The organism is Sphingobacterium sp. SRCM116780, assembly GCF_021442025.1.
Taxonomy (GTDB): domain Bacteria; phylum Bacteroidota; class Bacteroidia; order Sphingobacteriales; family Sphingobacteriaceae; genus Sphingobacterium.
In genome coordinates this window covers 4,189,576-4,208,618 of sequence record NZ_CP090446.1, presented here as the reverse complement: position 1 = coordinate 4,208,618, position 19,043 = coordinate 4,189,576, and the positions used below count along the sequence as shown (strand labels likewise).

Sequence of the window (19,043 nt, the reverse complement as noted above, 5' to 3'; positions counted from 1 at the left end):
ATATTTTTCCTTAACTTTGTCCTTATAAAAAATCAACGCTATGTCATTTAGAATAGAAAAAGATACCATGGGTGAAGTTCAAGTTCCAGCAGATAAATACTGGGGAGCTCAAACAGAACGTTCACGCAATAACTTTAAAATAGGCCCTGCAGCCTCTATGCCACATGAAATCATTGCAGGTTTTGCTTACTTAAAAAAAGCCGCTGCTTTTGCTAATGCTGAATTAGGAGTTTTACCTATTGAAAAACGTGATGCTATTGCCGCTGTTTGTGATGAGATTTTAGCCGGTAAACTGGATGATCAATTCCCATTAGTAATCTGGCAAACGGGTTCAGGAACACAGTCAAATATGAACTTGAATGAAGTGATTGCGAACCGTGCTCAAGTATTAGCAGGTTTTAAAATTGCAGAAGGAGAGCCTGTATTGAAAGCAAATGATGATGTGAACAAATCACAATCTTCTAACGACACTTTCCCTACAGGAATGCACATTGCAGCTTACAAAGCCGTTATGGAGGTAACCATTCCTGGAGTTGAAAAACTACGTGATACGTTAGCTAAAAAATCTGCTGAATTTATGCATGTTGTTAAGATTGGTCGTACGCACTTAATGGATGCAACTCCTTTAACTTTAGGTCAAGAACTATCTGGTTATGTGGCGCAATTAAACCATGGGCTTAGAGCTGTAAAAAATACATTAGCCCATTTATCAGAATTAGCATTAGGTGGTACTGCAGTAGGTACAGGATTAAATACTCCTGCAGGTTATGATGTTGTTGTCGCTAAATATATAGCGCAATTTACAGGTTTACCTTTCATCACGGCTGAAAATAAATTTGAAGCTTTAGCTGCACATGATGCGATTGTTGAAACACATGGATCTTTGAAACAATTAGCTGTTTCATTAAATAAAATAGCGAATGATATTCGCATGTTGGCTTCTGGCCCTCGTTCTGGTATTGGTGAGATCATTATTCCTGAAAATGAACCAGGCTCTTCTATTATGCCAGGAAAAGTAAACCCGACACAATGTGAAGCATTAACCATGGTTGCTGCTCAGGTGATGGGAAATGATGTTGCCATTACAATCGGTGGTACACAAGGTCACTATGAATTGAACGTATTCAAGCCTTTGATGGCCGCTAACTTTTTACAGTCAGCGCGTTTAATCGGTGATGCATGTGTCTCTTTTGAGGAACACTGTGCAAGTGGTATCGAACCAAATTATCCTCGTATTAAAGAATTAGTGGATAACTCTTTAATGTTAGTAACGGCTTTAAATACTAAAATTGGTTATTATAAATCAGCTGAAATTGCACAAACAGCACATCGAAACAATTCTACATTAAAAGAAACGGCTATTGCATTGGGATATGTAACTGCTGCAGAATTTGATGAATGGGTAAAACCTGAAGATATGGTTGGAAGCTTAAAATAAGCCTGTGATTCCCTATCTAAAAGAATATAAAAACAGAAAAGCATATCTATTTTTAATGATAGGTATGCTTTTGCTATTTGGAAGCTGTAAATTCAATTCTGAAATGCAAACAGAAGGTGCCAGCTACTTGCAGGGGGAATGGAAACAAGATCGTATCCCCGATCAAGACCAGATGTTACAATATACGTTGACGGAGTTTCGATTTACATGTGATTCCATCTATGCACGCATGTATGTACATGCAAAAACAAAACAAATACCCGACAGCTGTTACAAAAACGGTTCTTGGGTAGAATATGCCAAAGGGTTATATGTTGTCCGTGGTGACAGTGTGATCGTGGATGGGATATACACCAAAGAAAATGGGAAACAAAAAGTGTCTGGTTGTTATCGTCAGGGTCAATATCTCCCCAGATTCAAAGTTGCTTTTCATGGAAAAGATTCTTTGGTATTAGAAAATAAATATGACCAGCGCCCCATCATTTTACGCAAAACAAAAGACGTAATCTGTGTCCCTAAAAAGCGTTGGGAATAAGCTAAACTTTACTTATAGCCATTTATTGTTTAAATGGCTTTTTCTATCATTAATGACAAGCTCATCATCAACTGAGCAAAAAAATATGAACAAAGGAATTATTGCCCTAGCATTTGGTGGTCTCGCAATCGGAATGACAGAATTTTCGATGATGGGTATCCTGCCCGATATAGCAAAAGATTTACACATTGACATTCCAAGAGCCGCTCACTTGATCGCATTATATGCAATAGGTGTAGTCGTTGGAGCTCCTACTTTAGTATTATTATCTGGAAAATACCCCCCTAAAAACGTATTGCTGTTTTTAATGGTTTTATTCTTCATCTTTAACGGATTGTTTGCCATATCACCCACACATTTTACGATGCAACTTTCCAGATTCATGTCTGGTCTACCCCATGGTGCATTCTTTGGTGTCGGCTCTGTCGTAGCTGCACGCCTTGCCCCGAAAGGAAAAGAAGCACAGGCCATATCGATTATGTTTACAGGCATGACCATTGCAAACTTAGCAGGCGTACCTTTGGGAACCTATATTGGTCATCATTATTCGTGGCGCATTACCTATGGCGTCATTAGCATCTTAGGTTTATTGACTTTTTTAATGATTTACATATGGCTACCCAAGATCGAGTCGTCAAAGAATAATGATATCATCACACAGCTTAGTTTTTTCAAAAAGAAAGAAGCATGGTTATTGATGGCTATTATTTCGATTGGAACAGGAGGATTATTTGCATGGATAAGCTATATTGCACCCTTAGTTACCCAGGTATCTGGACTAGACCCTAATCGTGTACCGATCATCATGATTCTAATTGGTGTAGGTATGTTTTTTGGAAATCTATTAGGGGGAAAGTTGGCGGATACGATATCGCCTACAAAAGCAGCAATTGCAAGTTTTAGTTCAATGGCGATCTGTTTGGTGGTGCTCTATTTTATTTCTCCATTTGAATGGTCAGCCTATATCATGGCTTTTATTACAGGGTTAGTTTCCTTTACAATAGGTTCACCAACTCAAATGATGCTAATCAGAACGGCCAAAGGAGCAGAAACATTAGCTGCAGCTGGAGGTCAGGCCGCATTTAATTTAGGTAATACATTAGGTGCATATTTAGGTGGCATCCCAATTATTTACGGATTGGCGTACAACACCCCTTCTTTAGTTGGCGTTGGAATGGCAACTATTGGTGCTATACTAAGTTTCATTTTCCTTGTTCAATATGTTCAAAAAAATCGTATTCCTGTTGCAGATTAATGAATAATATGACAGAAAAGCTCAGCTATATCCGTGTACTTCGCATTATTGCAACAATAGCTGTTATTGCTATTCATGCATCTTCAGGATATTTAAACAGTATTAACATCACTGGTTTTGACTGGAACTATGCCAATGCGATCAATAGCTTTACACGTTTCTCTGTCCCTATTTTTGTCATGCTTTCAGGAGCATTACTCTTAACAAAAGAAGAACAAGTTGGTCTTTTTTACAAGAAAAGACTATCAAAAATCTGTTACCCTTTTATCTTTTGGACGATTATTTACATTCTCTACCATATGCGGGGATTGGATTTAACGACAGACCAATTGATCTCCACCGTTATATACCGATTGAAAAATGGAGCGAATGCACATTTATGGTATCTCTATATGATCATAGGTTTGTACTTGGCCATCCCTTTTCTACAAAAAATAATGCAACACGCAACAATCAGAGAGATAGAAATATTTTTATTCTTATGGTTTGTTACCTTGTTTACTTTCAATAAAGGGTTGCCTAGTTATTTTCCTAAATTGGATTTGACCTTTTTCTCTGGTTATATCGGTTTTTTGATTTTGGGCTATTATTTAAGAGTTAAGGATTTTAGTTCTTATAAGGTATTGAGTTTGTTTATTTTTATCCTAACGGCAGTAGCAACTACTTATTTCACCTATAAAGAGAGCTTGAATGAGGGGAAATTTACACCCTTTCTTTATGGCTATTTATCACCAAACACCTTTATTATTGCGACGAGTTTATTCATCTTCATCAAATCCATCGCTGAGGATATCACGCTTCCAAAATGGGCACTTTGGATAGATGACTATAGTTTTGGCGTATATTTATGTCATATCCTTATTTTGAACTATGTCCATCCCCTATTACCCGTCGGAACCGCTTTAAAAATTCCATTAGCAATTTTAATAACACTTTTCTGCAGTGTGTTATTGACATATATCCTGCGTAAACTTCCATTTGGAAAGTATGTATCGGGGTAATAAAAAAGCTTCAATTTTATGAAATTGAAGCTTTTTTATATTTTAGATTCTCGTCAGACTAGAAAGGTAAATCATCATCGTCACTTGATCCTGAAAGATCAACTGGAGCAGGCATTTCAGCATAACCTGGAGTCGATGCTGCAGTTGCAGTATTTGCTAATTTTGTTACTCTCCAAGCCACTAATGAATTGAAGTATGTTGTTACACCTTCTTTATTTGTCCATGGACGACCACGTAAATTGAAAGCTATTTCAATTTCTTCACCTACTGTCAACCCATCAAAAATTGATGTTCTATCTTGTGTAGCTTCAAAGCGAATATATTCAACAAACTGTGGATTTTCAGCAAATGCAACAATAATATCGCGCTTTTTGAATGACTCTGTTACTTGTTGTGTAGCACCAATTTCGTGTACTTTTCCTCTAATTTCCATAATCAAAAATATTAAAGCGTAAAAATAAGCATTTTTTGAGTAAGAGATTAACTAACTTTGTATAAATATTATGGAAGTTTTCAACACCCCCAATAAAATCATCATCACTTGCAATAAGCGACTTTCGCCTTATTTGCAACAGGAAGTCGAAGAACTTGGCTTCGAGATCAAACGTTCATTCTCTACTGGTGTAGAATTATTTAACACCTTGAGTGAAACGATTAAATTAAATTTAAACTTACGCACAGCTTCGCAGATCTTATATTCGATCAAAGAATTCAAAGCATCAAATCCGCAAGAATTATACGATGAATTAAAAGAAATCGCTTGGGAAGAGCTCATTGCTTTTGATGGCTATTTCTCTGTCACCTCTAATGTTGACAACGAGACGATAACCACACCTCTCTTTGCAAATTTGAAAGTTAAAGATGCCATCGTAGATCGTATCAAAGAGAAAAAAGATATTCGTCCAAACTCGGGCTCTGACTCGAATAAAGCGGTTGTACATCTGTATTGGAAAGATGACCGTGCAGAGATTTTCATTGATTCTTCTGGCGAAACATTAGCCAAACATGGTTACCGTAAACACCCTGGAAAAGCGCCTATGCTAGAAGCTTTAGCTGCTTCTACGATCTTAGCTTCCAAATGGGATGGAAAAAGTTCTTTTGTCAACCCCATGTGTGGTTCTGGCACATTAGCCATTGAGGCTGCATTGATTGCAACAAACCGCCGTCCAGGTCTATACCGTATGAATTATTCTTTCATGCACTTTATCGGTTACGATGAAGAAGTATTTTTTCAAGAAAGAAGAAATCTCAAAGAACAAGTCAACAAGAAAGCAAACCCAAAAATTGTTGCTTCCGATATTTCCCAACAAGCGATTGATATTGCCATCATGAATGCGAAAACTGCAGGTGTCGATCAGCTTATTGATTTTGAAGTATGTGATTTTGCAGAGACAACAGTACCTCAAGATGAAAAAGGAATTGCTATATTTAACCCAGAATATGGAGAACGCCTGGGCAATCATAGTCAATTAGAATTAACTTACAAACGTGTAGGTGATTTTCTAAAACAGAATTGCAAGGGTTATAGGGGCTACATTTTTACTGGAAATCCGGATCTGGCAAAAAAAATAGGATTACGTGCTTCCAGAAAAGTAGAGTTTTATAACGGAAAATTAGATTGTCGTTTATTAGAATACGAATTGTACGAGGGAACTCGCGAAAAACCAAAAGTAATTTATGAATAAGATTATTGAAAGTACGGTTGCATTTGTACAGGATAGATTAAAATTTGCTGAATCAGGTCACGATTGGTCACATATCCAACGTGTATGGAACAACACAAAATTAATTCTTCAAACAGAAGAAGCGGATTATCAAACATGTGAATTAGCGGCTTTGTTACATGATATTGCGGATAGCAAGTTTCATGATGGAGACGAAACGATTGGTCCACGTGTCGCAGGTGAATTCTTAGCATCTCTAGGTATTGAAGAAAAGGTTATTGAACATGTGCAAAAGATTATTTACAACATGTCTTTCAAGGCAAGTCTGGGAGATGTCTCTTTCCATTCAAAAGAATTAGAAGTCGTTCAAGATGCTGATCGTCTTGATGCCATCGGTGCGATTGGTATTGCTAGAGCTTTCAATTATGGTGGTCACAAAAACAGACAAATGTATAATCCGAATATCCCTGTGCAAGAATATCAAGATAAAGAAAGTTACAAACACTCGGAAGCGCCAACTATCAATCATTTTTACGAAAAACTTTTATTATTAAAAGATAAAATGAATACGAAAGCCGCTCAGGCAATCGCGGAGAAAAGACATGAATTCATGTTAACGTTCTTAGACGAGTTTTATGCCGAGTGGGAAGGAAAAAAATAAAAGTCATAAGAATTTTACATAGCATATAGCCTGTAAAACAGAAAATTAATATTTCCTTAATCATAGGGTTATAAAAAAATGGTATTTTAGATAATTATCTAGAATACCATTTTTTTTGTTTAAATTTAGTTTACTACAAACTTCAACAACCTGACCACAAGCATGATTCATGTCATCTCAATCAAAAATAGTTGGACAAAAAAGATGGAAAATAGAGCGCAAAAAATAAAAATATTTGATTTAGACGACAAATGCTTAATTATTTTATAACATGAAAAAAACAGTTTTAGTAATCCTTGCCGCCATAGCCGTTATGGGAATCTCCGAATTGAAAGCACAAACCAAAATCATTGCTCATCGTGGAGCATTTAAAAATACCTTAGTTCCCGAGAATTCAATCGCATCTTTAAAAGCGTCGAAAGATTTAAACCTTTGGGGGTCGGAATACGATGTGCACTTGACGAAAGATGATATTCTAGTTGTCAATCATGATGATGATTTTTATGGAATTGATATTGCAACCTCCACTTATCAAGAATTGTTAGCAAAAAAACATCCCAATGGGGAAAATATTCCAACTTTAGAAGCGTATATCAAAACTGGTTTAAAGTTGAAAAAATTAAAACTCATCTTAGAATTAAAAACGAACAAATTAGGGTTGGCGCGTACCCTAGAAGCTGCAGAAAAAACTGTTGCTTTAGTAAAGCAATTAAAAGCCGAAAAAGTAACGGAATATATTGCTTTCAGCTACGATGCTTGTAAAAAAATTCACGAACTCGCTCCTAAAGCGAAGATTGCTTACCTCAATGGTGATATTGCTCCAGACCAAATCAAGAAAGATGGATTAACAGGTATCGATTATCATCTTGATGTTTTCGTAAAAAATCCGACTTGGTTGAAAGAAGCACAAGATCTGAAATTAACAACCAATGTTTGGACTGTTAATAAAGAAACTGATATGAAATCTTTTATTGATCAGAAGATTGACTACATCACCACCAATGAACCTGAATTGTTAAAAACCTTATTAAAAAAATAATTCTATGAAAAAAATAGTCCTTTCTATCTTTATTTTCTGCTCCTGGATATCCATTACGATGGCACAACAGATACGCGTTGCGACCTATAATATTAGACAAAAAAACAATCACGACATCGGAAATATGTGGGATGAGCGAAAAGATGCTGTTGCTAACCTCATCAAGTTTCATGGCTTTGAAATTTTTGGTATCCAAGAAGCATTTATCGATCAGGTAAAAGATCTACAAGATCGACTCCCTGAATTTCAATCGATCGGAGTCGGTCGGGATGATGGTGCTCAACAAGGCGAGCATTCCTCTATCTTCTATAATAAAAATCGTTTTCAAGCAATAAAAAGTGGCACCTTCTGGTTATCAGCTACAGATACAGAACATCCGAACAAAGGATGGGATGCTGCATTACCTCGTATCTGTACTTGGGGAGTATTTAAAGATAAATCTTCTGGCAAATCCTTTATTTTTATGAATACCCATTTTGATCATGTAGGGGTAGAAGCAAGAAAAGAAAGTGCAAAATTAATCTTAGCAAAAGCGAAAGAATTAGCCAAAAATTTACCCTTAATATTAACTGGAGATTTCAATGTGGATGAACATAATGAAGCTTACTTCACCCTAGCAAATAGTAAAACCGTGGTCGATAGTTATACGGTAAGCCCTCATGTGTATGAGCCTAGTTCATCTTTTAACGGATGGGGGGAAAGCATTAAACCGAAAGGTCGAATTGATCATATTTTTGTTGTACCAAAAATTAAAGTATTAGATTATGGTATCTTAACCGATACTTATCAAGGAAAATTTCCTTCTGATCACTTCCCTGTATTTGTCGAGTTAAGCTTGTAAACAGATATGCGCTCCTGATTACACGACAAGCATCTTTATTTTCGATGCATTTTGATTACACAGGCTCGCAGTATTAAGCTTATTAAAAGTCCTTGATAGCAATCAAGGACTTTTTTGTACACAAGAATCGGCTAATTTTTTGTAGCTAAATACAGACAATCTAAAGAAAATAACTACTGACCATTAAACGTTATGATCCATATGTACTCTAATTCTTAATTAAAAATCAAAACGGATGAAAAATATCTTATCATATGCCCTGATTGCATCAGGTTTACTATTCACACATCAGTCGCAAGCACAATCAACTACGCTTTCTAAACTCAAAGGTATTTTAACTGGGATCAGTGATCAATACAATACAGTAAAAGATAGTACAAAAACAACCACTACTTCAATAGGAACAAATAATACTAAAACAGGAACAAATAATACTTCAACAGTAGCCAATATTACTAAAAAAGAAGCTGCTTCGGGTATTAAAGAAGCATTAAGCAATGGTTTAACCAATAGTGTTCGTACTTTATCTGCCAAGAATGGATTTTTAGGTGATGCAGCTGTCAAAATTTTAATGCCTGCTGAAGCACAAAAAATAGAAAAAACACTTCGGGCTGTCGGCATGGGTTCACTATGTGATCAATTTATCAGCAGTATGAATAGAGCTGCAGAAACAGCTGTTAGCGAAGCTGGAACTGTTTTCGCTAATTCCCTTTCAAAAATGACCATTACAGATGCTTACAGTATCTTATTAAGTGGAAATCAAAATGCTGCAACAACCTTTTTTAAAACAAATACATCACAAGAATTAACAACAAAATTCTCACCTGTTATTAACGATGCCATGGGTAAAAATAATGTATCTACCTATTGGAATCAATTAACAACAGCATACAATAAATTGCCTCTTTCCAAAAAAGTAGAAACGGATTTAACTTCTTATGTTACGCAAAAAGCTATTGATGGTTTATTTGTAAAAGTAGCTGATCAAGAATTAAAAATTAGAGAAAACATTGGTGGATCTAGAAGTACGAATCTACTATCAAAAGTATTTGGTTGGGCAGATACTCAGAAATAAGTGTTAAAGCAGGGCTTAAGGTCCTGCTTATACTTTTATCCTTTTTTGGTTAATATATTTAGAAAATAACCTAGACCAGTTTTTACATTGATAGATCGTGACCAAACCGATCATCATCAATACGGATGTAACAAACATATTAGCAACAAAATAACTAGTTATTTCGACACGTTTTGCCATCAATAACAGTGCGAAAAAAATGTAATATAATCCACATATAATCACATAAACCTGAAAAGCTGACCGCTGAACACCTCGATTCTTAATACCTATAAGTGCCCAAAGCGGTATGAGTAAATAAAGTAACTGACTGATATAAATTAATTGTTTGTACGAATCATCATTACTAAAAAGTAAAAATAATTGAACAATAAGTAGAAGTACGAACATCGCCCTTAACAAACGCAACATACTGAATATCAATTTTTAGGTTATATAAATTTACAAAAAAAATAGCCTTTCGCAAATTTTAAACTATAAAAGGCAAAATTCGCTAATGGTGACATTTTTTGTAGTTTTGTACCGCATGATCACCTTAATGATATAAAAGTATATGAGTAACTTCGAAATCAACAATATTACTGATTTTTCAGTATCTGAAAGATTCCAGCGTTATGTACAAATAGATACACAATCGGATGCCAGTTCACCCACTTGTCCATCGACAGAAAAACAAAAAAATCTAGGCAAGCTTTTAGTAGAAGAGCTATTGACATTCGGTATTGCTGATGCTGCTATGGATGAAAATGGCTATATATATGCGACAATTCCAGCCAACACAGACAAAAAAGTACCAACAATTTGTTTTTGTTCCCATATGGATACTTCTCCCGATTCATCAGGAAAAGATGTAAAACCACTTCTTCACCGCAATTATCAAGGTCAAGACTTAGTATTACCGGACGATAATAGCATCGTAATTAAATATGCAGAACACCCAGATTTAGCCAATCAGATTGGTCATACGATCATCACAGCAAGCGGTACGACCTTATTAGGAGCGGATGATAAAGCCGGTATTGCAGAGATCATGGATGCCGCTCGATTATTGCTGAAACATCCAGAAATCAAACATGGTGATATCAAAATCTTATTTACACCAGATGAAGAAATTGGAAGAGGGGTTGATAAAGCAGATTTAGGTCGTTTAGCAGCAGATTTTGCCTATACAATGGATGGAGAAAAAGCTGGAACCATAGAAGATGAAACCTTCTCTGCAGATGGTGCTGTATTGACCATACATGGTGTTTCTGTACATCCAGGATTTGCAAAAGGAAAAATGCGCAGTGCCATCAAAATTGCAAGTGCTATTATTGATGCACTACCTCAAGACCGCCTTTCTCCAGAAAGTACAAACAAAAAAGAAGGTTTTGTACACCCCACAAATATCGCTGGTACTGTTGAAAAAGCAGAGATTCATTTTATTATTCGGGATCATCAGACAGCAAATTTGGTAAAACATGAAGCCGAATTAGAAGCTATTGCAAAATCCATTGTAACACAATACCCGAATTGTACCTATACCTTTGAGGTAAAAGAACAATACCGCAACATGAAAGAAGTATTGGATCAACATCCACAGATTATGGAAATCGGGATGGAGGCCATCACAAGAGCTGGTATGAAAGCAGAACGAAGAAGTATTCGCGGAGGAACAGACGGATCTCGTTTGTCATTCATGGGATTACCTTGTCCCAATATATTTGCCGGAGGACATGCATTTCATGGAAAACAAGAATGGGTTTCCGAAGAAGACATGCAAAAAGCTGTTTTAACAATTTTACATGTTGCTGCCCTTTGGGAAGAAAAATAAAAGGTAACTTACTCCAAATTCAATTTAATAAGAACATACATTTATGCTATCGAACGAAGTTTTAAAAGCAATACATTATAGAAGATCCGTATTTCAAGCGAATTTTACTGATCAGGAAATTAACAAAGAAGACATTTTAACGATTTTAGAAGCGGCAAATGCTGCTCCTACACACAAAAGAACACAACCTTGGCGTTTTACTATTTTTAAAGGTGAAGGGCTTACTCGATTAGGTACTGAACTTTCACGTATTTATAAAACCGTTACTCCTGCAGAAAAATACGTGGAGAAAACAGAAATTACAATGGGAGAAAAAGCAACACAGTCACAAGTTGCGATTGCACTCGTTGTCAATTATACAAAAGAAGTTCCGGAATGGGAAGAATTAGCGGCAACAGCTTGTGCTGTTGAGAATATGTGGTTAGCAGCACATTCGTTAGGTTTAGGAGGATATTGGGCGACTCCAGGATTAATTAATCATTTAGGTGGATTCTTAAATCTGGAAGAGAACCAAAAATGCATCGGGTTATTCTACTTAGGTCATCATGAAACCGAAGCTCGAGAGCCTGTCCGCAGTCCAATTGCAGATAAAATCCGTTGGGAAGAGTAGATAAAATAATTATAAGTAGGAGAAAAAATAATATTATTTTTTCTCCTCTATTCCAAAGCAGTGCTGTGGTTTGATAGCTGTTTCCAAACTACTCATGGTTATATTTTCAGCGGGAAAATTGATTTTTAACTTTCCTTTCCCCCCTTGCCATTTAGGACCTTGTTCCAATAGTCGTAACGTTTCCTGCTTCAATTCTGCTTGCGGATTCCCCGCAAAGTTTATATGAATGAGTTTGCCATTTTTATCAACCGTAAAATCAATAATCACTTCTCCACCGTTTGCTTTCAGCAGTGTATTTTTTTGCAGATATTGCTCAAATGCATTCCATCCCCCTATAGGAGAAGCATCTCCTCCAGTTAAAAGAGGTTCGATGACTACGCTATTTTCCGGACTGCTCAATTCCACTTCTGTGGTACGGTTTGTTTTTGATGTGAAATTTTTAAAATAAATTAACGCAATTAAAACCACAAAAATAACTCCAGCGGCGGATGCTATCGCCAATCGTTGCCAAGTATAGAATTGCGCATGACGCGTAGATATGGTTTGTTCAACACGGCGGTTTAATCGTTGTTGCAATAAACTCAATTGTTTCACATCCACCCCCTGTTGTAAACGATAGCCTTCAATAGCATCTTGCAAAAAAGGATCTTCTAATGCTTCTTTCTCCAACTGAAACATCTCCTCCTTGCTCATCAACCCACTGATGTAATTATGAATTCTGGATAATTGATAATTATTTTCCATGTTACTTATTCTCCATACAAATTTTCAAATTTCGTTTTCCATTCTGAATATAGCTTTTCACTTTATTCATATCGAAACCTGTCAGATCCACAATATCCTTATAACACTTTTGTTCCAAATAAAATAAACGAATACACCGTTCTTGTTCAGGATTTAGTGTTAACATACAGGATTCCAATTTTTCAAATTGACTTTCGCTCCACTCCTTAGGGTCAGCTTCATCCGAGTAATCATTTCCATCATCGAGATGTTCATCAAGATCAACGCGTTGTGTATTCTTTTCTTTTCTCAATTGCATTAAGCAAAAGTTTCGGGCGAACGTATACAGCCAACTTTTAAAATTATCCACCTCATGTATACGTAGTTTTCGAATTAATTCTTCGAAAATCTGCATAACGGCATCTTGACTTTTATCTGCGTCTTGCAGATATTTAAAACACGCACCGTACAATAAAGACATATAAGGCGAATATAATTTGCCTAAAGTGTCCAAATCACCAGTTTGCTTATAATGTGCCAAGAGTTCTTTTTCTGTCATGCGCGCTCAACGTTCATCTTAATGATGAATTAAGATACACAATTCCATAAAAAAAACAATTTTCAGGACAAAAAACATCGGAATTTTTCTCATAGGAAATGATAAGAGAAACAAGCAGATGCCATATTTAGTGCGCAACAGATCGGACAAAATTCTTCTAAATGACGAAATAGGTTTCATTTATTTATAAGATGAATACATGATAGGAAGTGAAGTTTAATCGGTAAACTAGTAGGGAGCTGATTCGTATCTCATTCGTACCTTGCTCGGACCTCGTTCGAACAAAAACGAATAAAGTACGTCTGAGGTTCGAATAAGGTACGTTTAAAACAAGATGAATTCTGGAAATTAATTGCTTGACAAACGCTATTTCATCAGGTATCTTTATCAGGTAACCTTATTATAAATTTTATGGCAAGAATCAAAAATGGACCGAATGGCTCTGCATCTGGTAAGGCGGGTAGTGTCGTTTTCTGTAAATGGAAAGAAATTGAATACATACGTGGTCTACCCAAAATCAACAAAAACCGATTACTGACTATTGGACAGAAAAAAAATCAATCTAAATTTAAGTTTGTACAAGATCGGCTTCGGATAATCACGAGTGTTGTGCATATTGGGTTTATGCACGCACATCCCAATCGCACCGGATTTAATTCGGCTATGTCCTATAACTTGTTAGAAGGGGCTGAAGAAACCGAAACTGGATATGCGCTTATATGGGAAAAATTTGCTATCAGTAGTGGCTTACCTTTTCCTGTACATACCTATACTATCGTTCAGGATACAGCAGAGACAATTTCTGTAAATTGGGAACTTGATGAAAGTTTAGTCAAAAAATTAGATTATTCTAGCTTTCGCTGTACCTTACTTTTCTACCCCGCTGATTTCGAAAAAGGAGAAGTGTTTGGATGCATTTCTGATCAACCTCTTTCTGATAAAAAGCAGACAGTACAATTAACAACAAGAAATAAGCGTGGCGGATACCATATTTATATGGCTTTCTTTGCCAGCAATGGTAGCAATAAAACGACAGATAGTCGCTACTTAGGCACAATTAATTGGTAACGATGTAGATGAAACAAATTAAACCAGATGTGATTGTTATTTAGATAAAAAAACACCTAAAGGTGCTTTTTTATCTAAATAACAATAGCGCGATCAGTAACGTCACGATGACATTGAATGTCTGCGCAATCAGGAATGCATATAATGGTTTTTTATTGTCCTGTTGGAAAAGATCTTTAAAGTTTGTTTCAAGTCCAATCGATGTAAATGCTAATGTAAACCATAGCCCTTGAATACTTTTTAAACTATCTTTAATCTCACTATTCTTTTCAGGAGAGATGATGAAAGAGAAAAGTAACGATGCGAAAATAAAACCAAGAACAAATTTTGGAAAGCGTTCCCAAATAATCTTGAGTGTTGGTTTCTCCTTCTTTGTTTCATCATCGACAGATTTTGCATAGCTCCAATAGATGCTAATCGCGAAAGCAGCAATTCCAAGTAATACATTTTGTGAAAACTTGACGATTGTACTAATTTTTAAAGCCTCCTCGCCGACTAAACTACCTGAGGCAGCCACAGCTCCGGATGTATCAATTGAACCTCCTAGCCATGCGCCTGTGACTTGCTGGGACAAACCCATTTGCTCTGCCAGATAAGGCATAAAAATCATCATAGGGATTGCTGTAATCAGTACAAGAGAAATCACATAAGAAAGCTTTTTGCTATCTCCTTTGATAGCTCCTGACGTTGCAATAGCTGCTGAAACACCACAGATCGAAACCGCACTTGACAACATCAAAGACATTTCTTTATCAATTTTCAGTTTTTTACACACCCAGAAAGAAAAATACCAAACAGAGATAACCACAACCAAAGCTTGTATTAATCCTAGAGAGCCTGCTTTTAAAATATCTCCAAAAATGACGGTTGTACCGAGTAATATCAGTCCTATTTTAACATAGAGTTCTGTACTTAATGCTGCTTTAAACCATTCTGGAAGTTTGAAAAAATTACTGATGATTAAACCGATTGCTAAGCTAAAAATGACGGCTTCTAAATTATATTCCTTCACAGTGGCGTTTCCTGCTACTATTAGGGCAAACATCGTCAGGATAAAGACACTGGGAAATACGATTAGCAAATTTTTGACATTCTTGCCTAAAAGGAATGCTCCCAAGGTGGCAACAATCATAACAAGACCAAACTGCTTGGCTATTACTTGGAGATTACCGGAAGCAAATACGTGATTCTTTAATTCTGAAAAATTTTGCCAGCTGAAGCTCGGCTTAGGTACGATAACACCAAAAATAGCTAGGAAAACAATCCCTAATCCTAGGATAACAACGACCCAGTCTTCGGCAATTGAAAATGATTTAGAAGATGACATATAAGTAGGTTTTTAATGTTGAAACCTCAAATTTATAAATATTATCCTTGTGACCAAGGCTTAATAGCGAAAATCACCAATAAAAAAGCCGAGGTTTACACCCCGGCCTCACAATTTAGTTCAACCTTTAACCTTAAAAACAATATTTATTCTCATCAATCAATTTTTTAGCAATTCGTTGACGTGCCTCTTTCACATTGAATGGTTCTGACTTTGTGAAACGTCTTAATCCGACCAACATCATTTTTAAATCATCTCCTTCGGCAAACGAATTCAACGCTTCTTTACCCGCAGCGTTCACTTTATCGATGGCTGTATATAAGTAAATTTTAGCCATATCCGACGCATATGTACTCTCGTCTGCTCCTTTTGTATGGTAGAGTTTTTCAGCTCTTAATAAAACAGATTCAGCGATGTATACATAACCAATGATGTCTGCAATATTCATCAAGATTTCCTGCTCTTTCGATAGGGACATCATTAATTTTTGAACCGCAGCACCAGCAATTAACAATCCTGCTTTTTTCAAGTTTGCAATGATTTTTTTCTCTGCTGCAAATGCGGTTTCATCTTCTTCGCCAAAATCCGGGATCGCCATTAATTCGCTCGCTACAGCAGTTGCAGGCCCCATTAAATCGATCTCTCCTTTCATGGCACGTTTCAATAACATATCTACGACCAATAAACGGTTGACTTCATTCGTACCTTCAAAAATACGGTTGATACGAGAATCACGGTAAGCACGTTCCATAGGAGCATCTGCCGAATAGCCCATACCGCCATAAATCTGTACGCCTTCATCAACGGCATAATCCAACATTTCTGAACACCATACTTTTATAATCGCACATTCTATAGCAAATTGTTCTACGGACTTCAATTTCGCTTTTGCTTCATCCATTCCTCCAGCGACTAATGCCTCATAGGCATCATCGATATTTTGTCCAGCACGATAAGTTGCCGATTCTGTAGCAAATAGACGTGTTGCCATCTCTGCTAATTTATAACGAATAGCACCAAATTTGGAAATAGGTAGATTAAACTGAACACGTTCGTTTGCATATTTAACAGCTTGTGTGATCACCATGCGAGAAGAACCAATCGTTGCCGCACCTAATTTAATACGACCGATGTTTAAGATATTCACCGCGATTTTAAATCCATTTTCGCGATCAGAAAGCATATTCGCAACGGGAACTTCACAATCATTGAAAAATACCTGGCGTGTAGAAGATCCCTTGATACCTAATTTATGTTCTTCGGGATTCATGGTAATTCCTCCAAAATCTTTCTCGACGATAAAAGCAGTTAAGTTTTTATCATCATCAATTTTTGCGAAGACAATAAAGATATCTGCAAATCCTCCATTGGTAATCCACATCTTTTGACCATTGATCACATAGTGTGTTCCTGCAGCATTTAGTTTTGCAGCTGTACGACCAGAGTTCGCGTCTGAACCTGAATTTGGTTCTGTTAAACAATAAGATGCTTTCCACTCTCCTGTGGTCAATTTGGGAATATATTTGGCTTTTTGTTCTTCATTACCATAATACAAGATCGGAAGCGTTCCGATTCCAGTATGTGCAGATAATGCAACGGCGAAAGAAAAACCTCCTCCTACCGCATCTGCAACAAGCATAGAAGTATTGAAGTTTTTACCAAAACCACCATATTCCTCTGGAATAGATACGCCCAACATACCCAATGCTCCAGCTTTATCCATCAAACTTGGCATCAAACCTTCCTCTTGCGCATCGATACGATCTAACTTATTTAAAACTTCTGTATCCAAAAAATCAACACAAGTTTGGCGAATCATTCTCGCTTCTTCGTCAAATTCTTCAGGAATAAAAATATCTGTATAGGAAGTTTCTTTAATGACAAACTCTCCTCCTTTAATTGTGTTACCTATGCTCATTGTTTTATAGATTGGAGATGTGAGATTGGAGGTATTAGATTTCCTTGCTCATATCATATTTTAATATTTAGATTAGAGATGTGAGATTGGAGATATCAGATTTCCCTGCTCCCTTACTCATATCATATTTTAATATTTAGATTGGAGATGTGAGATTGGAGATATTAGATTTCTCTGCCTCTTACTCATATCATATTTTAATATTTAGATTATAGATGTGAGATATCAGATTGCTTTCTTCTTTGCCATTTTCTAATATCTCTAGTCTCATATCTAATGTCTCACATCTCTAGTCTAATTTAATAACTCAAATATCCCTGCAGCGCCTTGCCCTGTTCCAACACACATGGTTACCATACCGTATTTTTTATTTCTACGTTTTAGTTCATGTAATATTTGAACGGTCAGCTTTGCTCCTGTACAGCCAAGTGGATGCCCTAAAGCAATCGCGCCACCATTGACATTAACTTTCTCCTCATCTAAACCCAACTCACGAATCACGGCTAACGACTGTGATGCAAACGCTTCGTTCAATTCAAATAAGTCAATATCCTCTTTCTTGAGACCTGCCATTTTTAATGCTTTGGGAATTGCTTCAATAGGTCCGATACCCATAATGCGCGGTGGCACACCTGCAACTGCATAGCTGACAAGACGAGCAATAGGTTTTAAGTTTAATTCTTTCATTTTTTCTTCTGAAACAATTAAAACAAAAGCTGCTCCATCTGAAGTTTGTGAAGAGTTACCTGCAGTAACCACACCATCAGCGGCAAAAACAGGGCGCAACTTTGCTAAGGCTTCCAGAGAAGAGTCTGCACGTGGTCCTTCATCCGTATCCACAATGTATTCTCTCGTTTCTAGTTTCTTACCATCTTTAAGATAATTCTCCTTTACTGTAATCGGAACAATACCATCTTTTAGATGACCATTTTTTATTGCTTCGATAGCTTTTTGGTGTGATTTTAAGGCAAATGCATCTTGATCTTCACGTGAAACATTAAAATCTTTCGCTACTGCTTCTGCTGTCAATCCCATTCCCCAATACCAATCTGGATTTTCTTTAGCAACTTGTGGATTCGGAACAATTTTCCATCCTCCAAATGGCATCCCTGACATGACTTCTACACCGCCTGAGATAATACAATCTGCCATTCCAGCTTTGATTTTAGCAACTGCCGTAGCAATAGTTTCCAATCCGGATGCGCAATAACGGTTAACGGTAACTCCAGGAACTTTATCCGTTTGTAACCCCATCAGTGAGATTAAACGTCCTACATTCAATCCTTGCTCTGCTTCTGGCATTGCATTTCCAACGATGACATCGTCGATTTCTTCTTTATTTAAATTTGGAACTGATGCCACCAAATGTTTGATCACATCGGCAGCCAAATCGTCCGCACGCATAAAACGAAATCCCCCTCGAGGTGCTTTCCCGACTGCTGTACGATATCCTGCAACAATATATGCTTCCATAATTTTAGATTTGAGATGTGAGATTTAAGATATCAGATACTTT

At 36.6% G+C, this 19,043-nt stretch carries 18 protein-coding genes; 12 read left to right on the top strand and 6 right to left on the bottom strand.

What is annotated here, in order from left to right; genetic code table 11:
• Positions 1-40: 40 nt before the first annotated feature.
• The 4 genes from fumC to LZQ00_RS18140 all read left to right on the top strand — a co-directional run bounded on the left by fumC (position 41) and on the right by LZQ00_RS18140 (position 4,229).
• Positions 41-1,438 carry a class II fumarate hydratase gene (gene fumC, locus LZQ00_RS18155; RefSeq protein ID WP_234510669.1) on the top strand — a complete coding sequence of 466 codons (1,398 nt, stop codon included), beginning with the start codon at positions 41-43 and terminating at the stop codon, positions 1,436-1,438.
• 103 nt (positions 1,439-1,541) lie between these two features.
• Complete coding sequence (locus LZQ00_RS18150; protein ID WP_234510668.1) at positions 1,542-1,973, top strand: fumarate hydratase; 432 nt, start codon at positions 1,542-1,544, stop codon at positions 1,971-1,973.
• 85 nt (positions 1,974-2,058) lie between these two features.
• Positions 2,059-3,228, top strand: coding sequence for an MFS transporter (locus LZQ00_RS18145; protein WP_234510667.1), 1,170 nt, complete (start codon positions 2,059-2,061; stop codon positions 3,226-3,228).
• An 8-nt stretch (positions 3,229-3,236) separates the two neighbouring features.
• Positions 3,237-4,229 (top strand): acyltransferase, encoded by a 993-nt coding sequence (locus LZQ00_RS18140; protein WP_234510666.1) that lies wholly within the window; start codon positions 3,237-3,239, stop codon positions 4,227-4,229.
• 58 nt (positions 4,230-4,287) lie between these two features.
• Here the strand turns inward: LZQ00_RS18140 and LZQ00_RS18135 are convergent, their stop codons facing one another.
• Positions 4,288-4,662 (bottom strand): DUF3127 domain-containing protein, encoded by a 375-nt coding sequence (locus LZQ00_RS18135; protein ID WP_234510665.1) that lies wholly within the window; start codon positions 4,660-4,662, stop codon positions 4,288-4,290.
• 70 nt (positions 4,663-4,732) lie between these two features.
• Here LZQ00_RS18135 and LZQ00_RS18130 point away from each other — a divergent pair, with 70 nt between their 5' ends.
• The 7 genes from LZQ00_RS18130 (at position 4,733) to LZQ00_RS18100 (ending at position 11,932) form a co-directional block, all read left to right on the top strand.
• Positions 4,733-5,914 carry a class I SAM-dependent RNA methyltransferase gene (locus tag LZQ00_RS18130; RefSeq protein ID WP_234510664.1) on the top strand — a complete coding sequence of 394 codons (1,182 nt, stop codon included), beginning with the start codon at positions 4,733-4,735 and terminating at the stop codon, positions 5,912-5,914.
• Complete coding sequence (locus LZQ00_RS18125) at positions 5,907-6,554, top strand: HD domain-containing protein (RefSeq protein WP_234510663.1); 648 nt, start codon at positions 5,907-5,909, stop codon at positions 6,552-6,554. The genes LZQ00_RS18130 and LZQ00_RS18125 overlap by 8 nt, the downstream gene beginning before the upstream one ends.
• Before the next feature lie 271 nt (positions 6,555-6,825).
• Positions 6,826-7,593, top strand: coding sequence for a glycerophosphodiester phosphodiesterase family protein (locus LZQ00_RS18120; RefSeq protein ID WP_234510662.1), 768 nt, complete (start codon positions 6,826-6,828; stop codon positions 7,591-7,593).
• A 4-nt stretch (positions 7,594-7,597) separates the two neighbouring features.
• Positions 7,598-8,434 (top strand): endonuclease/exonuclease/phosphatase family protein, encoded by an 837-nt coding sequence (locus tag LZQ00_RS18115; RefSeq protein ID WP_234510661.1) that lies wholly within the window; start codon positions 7,598-7,600, stop codon positions 8,432-8,434.
• A 235-nt stretch (positions 8,435-8,669) separates the two neighbouring features.
• Positions 8,670-9,509 carry a DUF4197 domain-containing protein gene (locus LZQ00_RS18110; protein WP_234510660.1) on the top strand — a complete coding sequence of 280 codons (840 nt, stop codon included), beginning with the start codon at positions 8,670-8,672 and terminating at the stop codon, positions 9,507-9,509.
• A gap of 553 nt (positions 9,510-10,062) precedes the next feature.
• Positions 10,063-11,322 carry a peptidase T gene (pepT, locus tag LZQ00_RS18105; protein WP_234510659.1) on the top strand — a complete coding sequence of 420 codons (1,260 nt, stop codon included), beginning with the start codon at positions 10,063-10,065 and terminating at the stop codon, positions 11,320-11,322.
• Between the two features lie 43 nt (positions 11,323-11,365).
• Positions 11,366-11,932, top strand: a complete 567-nt coding sequence (locus tag LZQ00_RS18100) for a nitroreductase (RefSeq protein WP_234510658.1) — start codon at positions 11,366-11,368, stop codon at positions 11,930-11,932.
• Between the two features lie 33 nt (positions 11,933-11,965).
• Here LZQ00_RS18100 and LZQ00_RS18095 read toward each other — a convergent pair whose 3' ends face one another.
• Positions 11,966-12,676: a hypothetical protein gene (locus tag LZQ00_RS18095; protein ID WP_234510657.1), complete on the bottom strand. Its 711-nt coding sequence runs from the start codon at positions 12,674-12,676 to the stop codon at positions 11,966-11,968.
• 1 nt (position 12,677) lies between these two features.
• Positions 12,678-13,214 carry an RNA polymerase sigma factor gene (locus LZQ00_RS18090; RefSeq protein ID WP_234510656.1) on the bottom strand — a complete coding sequence of 179 codons (537 nt, stop codon included), beginning with the start codon at positions 13,212-13,214 and terminating at the stop codon, positions 12,678-12,680.
• Positions 13,215-13,625: 411 nt separating this feature from the next.
• Between LZQ00_RS18090 and LZQ00_RS18085 the strand changes: the two genes are divergently transcribed.
• Positions 13,626-14,282, top strand: a complete 657-nt coding sequence (locus LZQ00_RS18085; protein ID WP_234510655.1) for a DUF6266 family protein — start codon at positions 13,626-13,628, stop codon at positions 14,280-14,282.
• A gap of 70 nt (positions 14,283-14,352) precedes the next feature.
• On the opposite strand, the gene LZQ00_RS18080 is transcribed toward LZQ00_RS18085, so the two are convergent.
• The 3 genes from LZQ00_RS18080 to LZQ00_RS18070 form a co-directional block, all read right to left on the bottom strand.
• The gene (locus LZQ00_RS18080) at positions 14,353-15,609 is read right to left on the bottom strand and encodes a YeiH family protein (RefSeq protein ID WP_234510654.1); all 1,257 of its coding nucleotides are present in this window, start codon (positions 15,607-15,609) and stop codon (positions 14,353-14,355) included.
• 133 nt (positions 15,610-15,742) lie between these two features.
• Positions 15,743-17,527, bottom strand: coding sequence for an acyl-CoA dehydrogenase family protein (locus tag LZQ00_RS18075; protein WP_234510653.1), 1,785 nt, complete (start codon positions 17,525-17,527; stop codon positions 15,743-15,745).
• A 294-nt stretch (positions 17,528-17,821) separates the two neighbouring features.
• The gene (locus LZQ00_RS18070; RefSeq protein ID WP_234510652.1) at positions 17,822-19,000 is read right to left on the bottom strand and encodes an acetyl-CoA C-acyltransferase; all 1,179 of its coding nucleotides are present in this window, start codon (positions 18,998-19,000) and stop codon (positions 17,822-17,824) included.
• Positions 19,001-19,043: the final 43 nt, after the last annotated feature.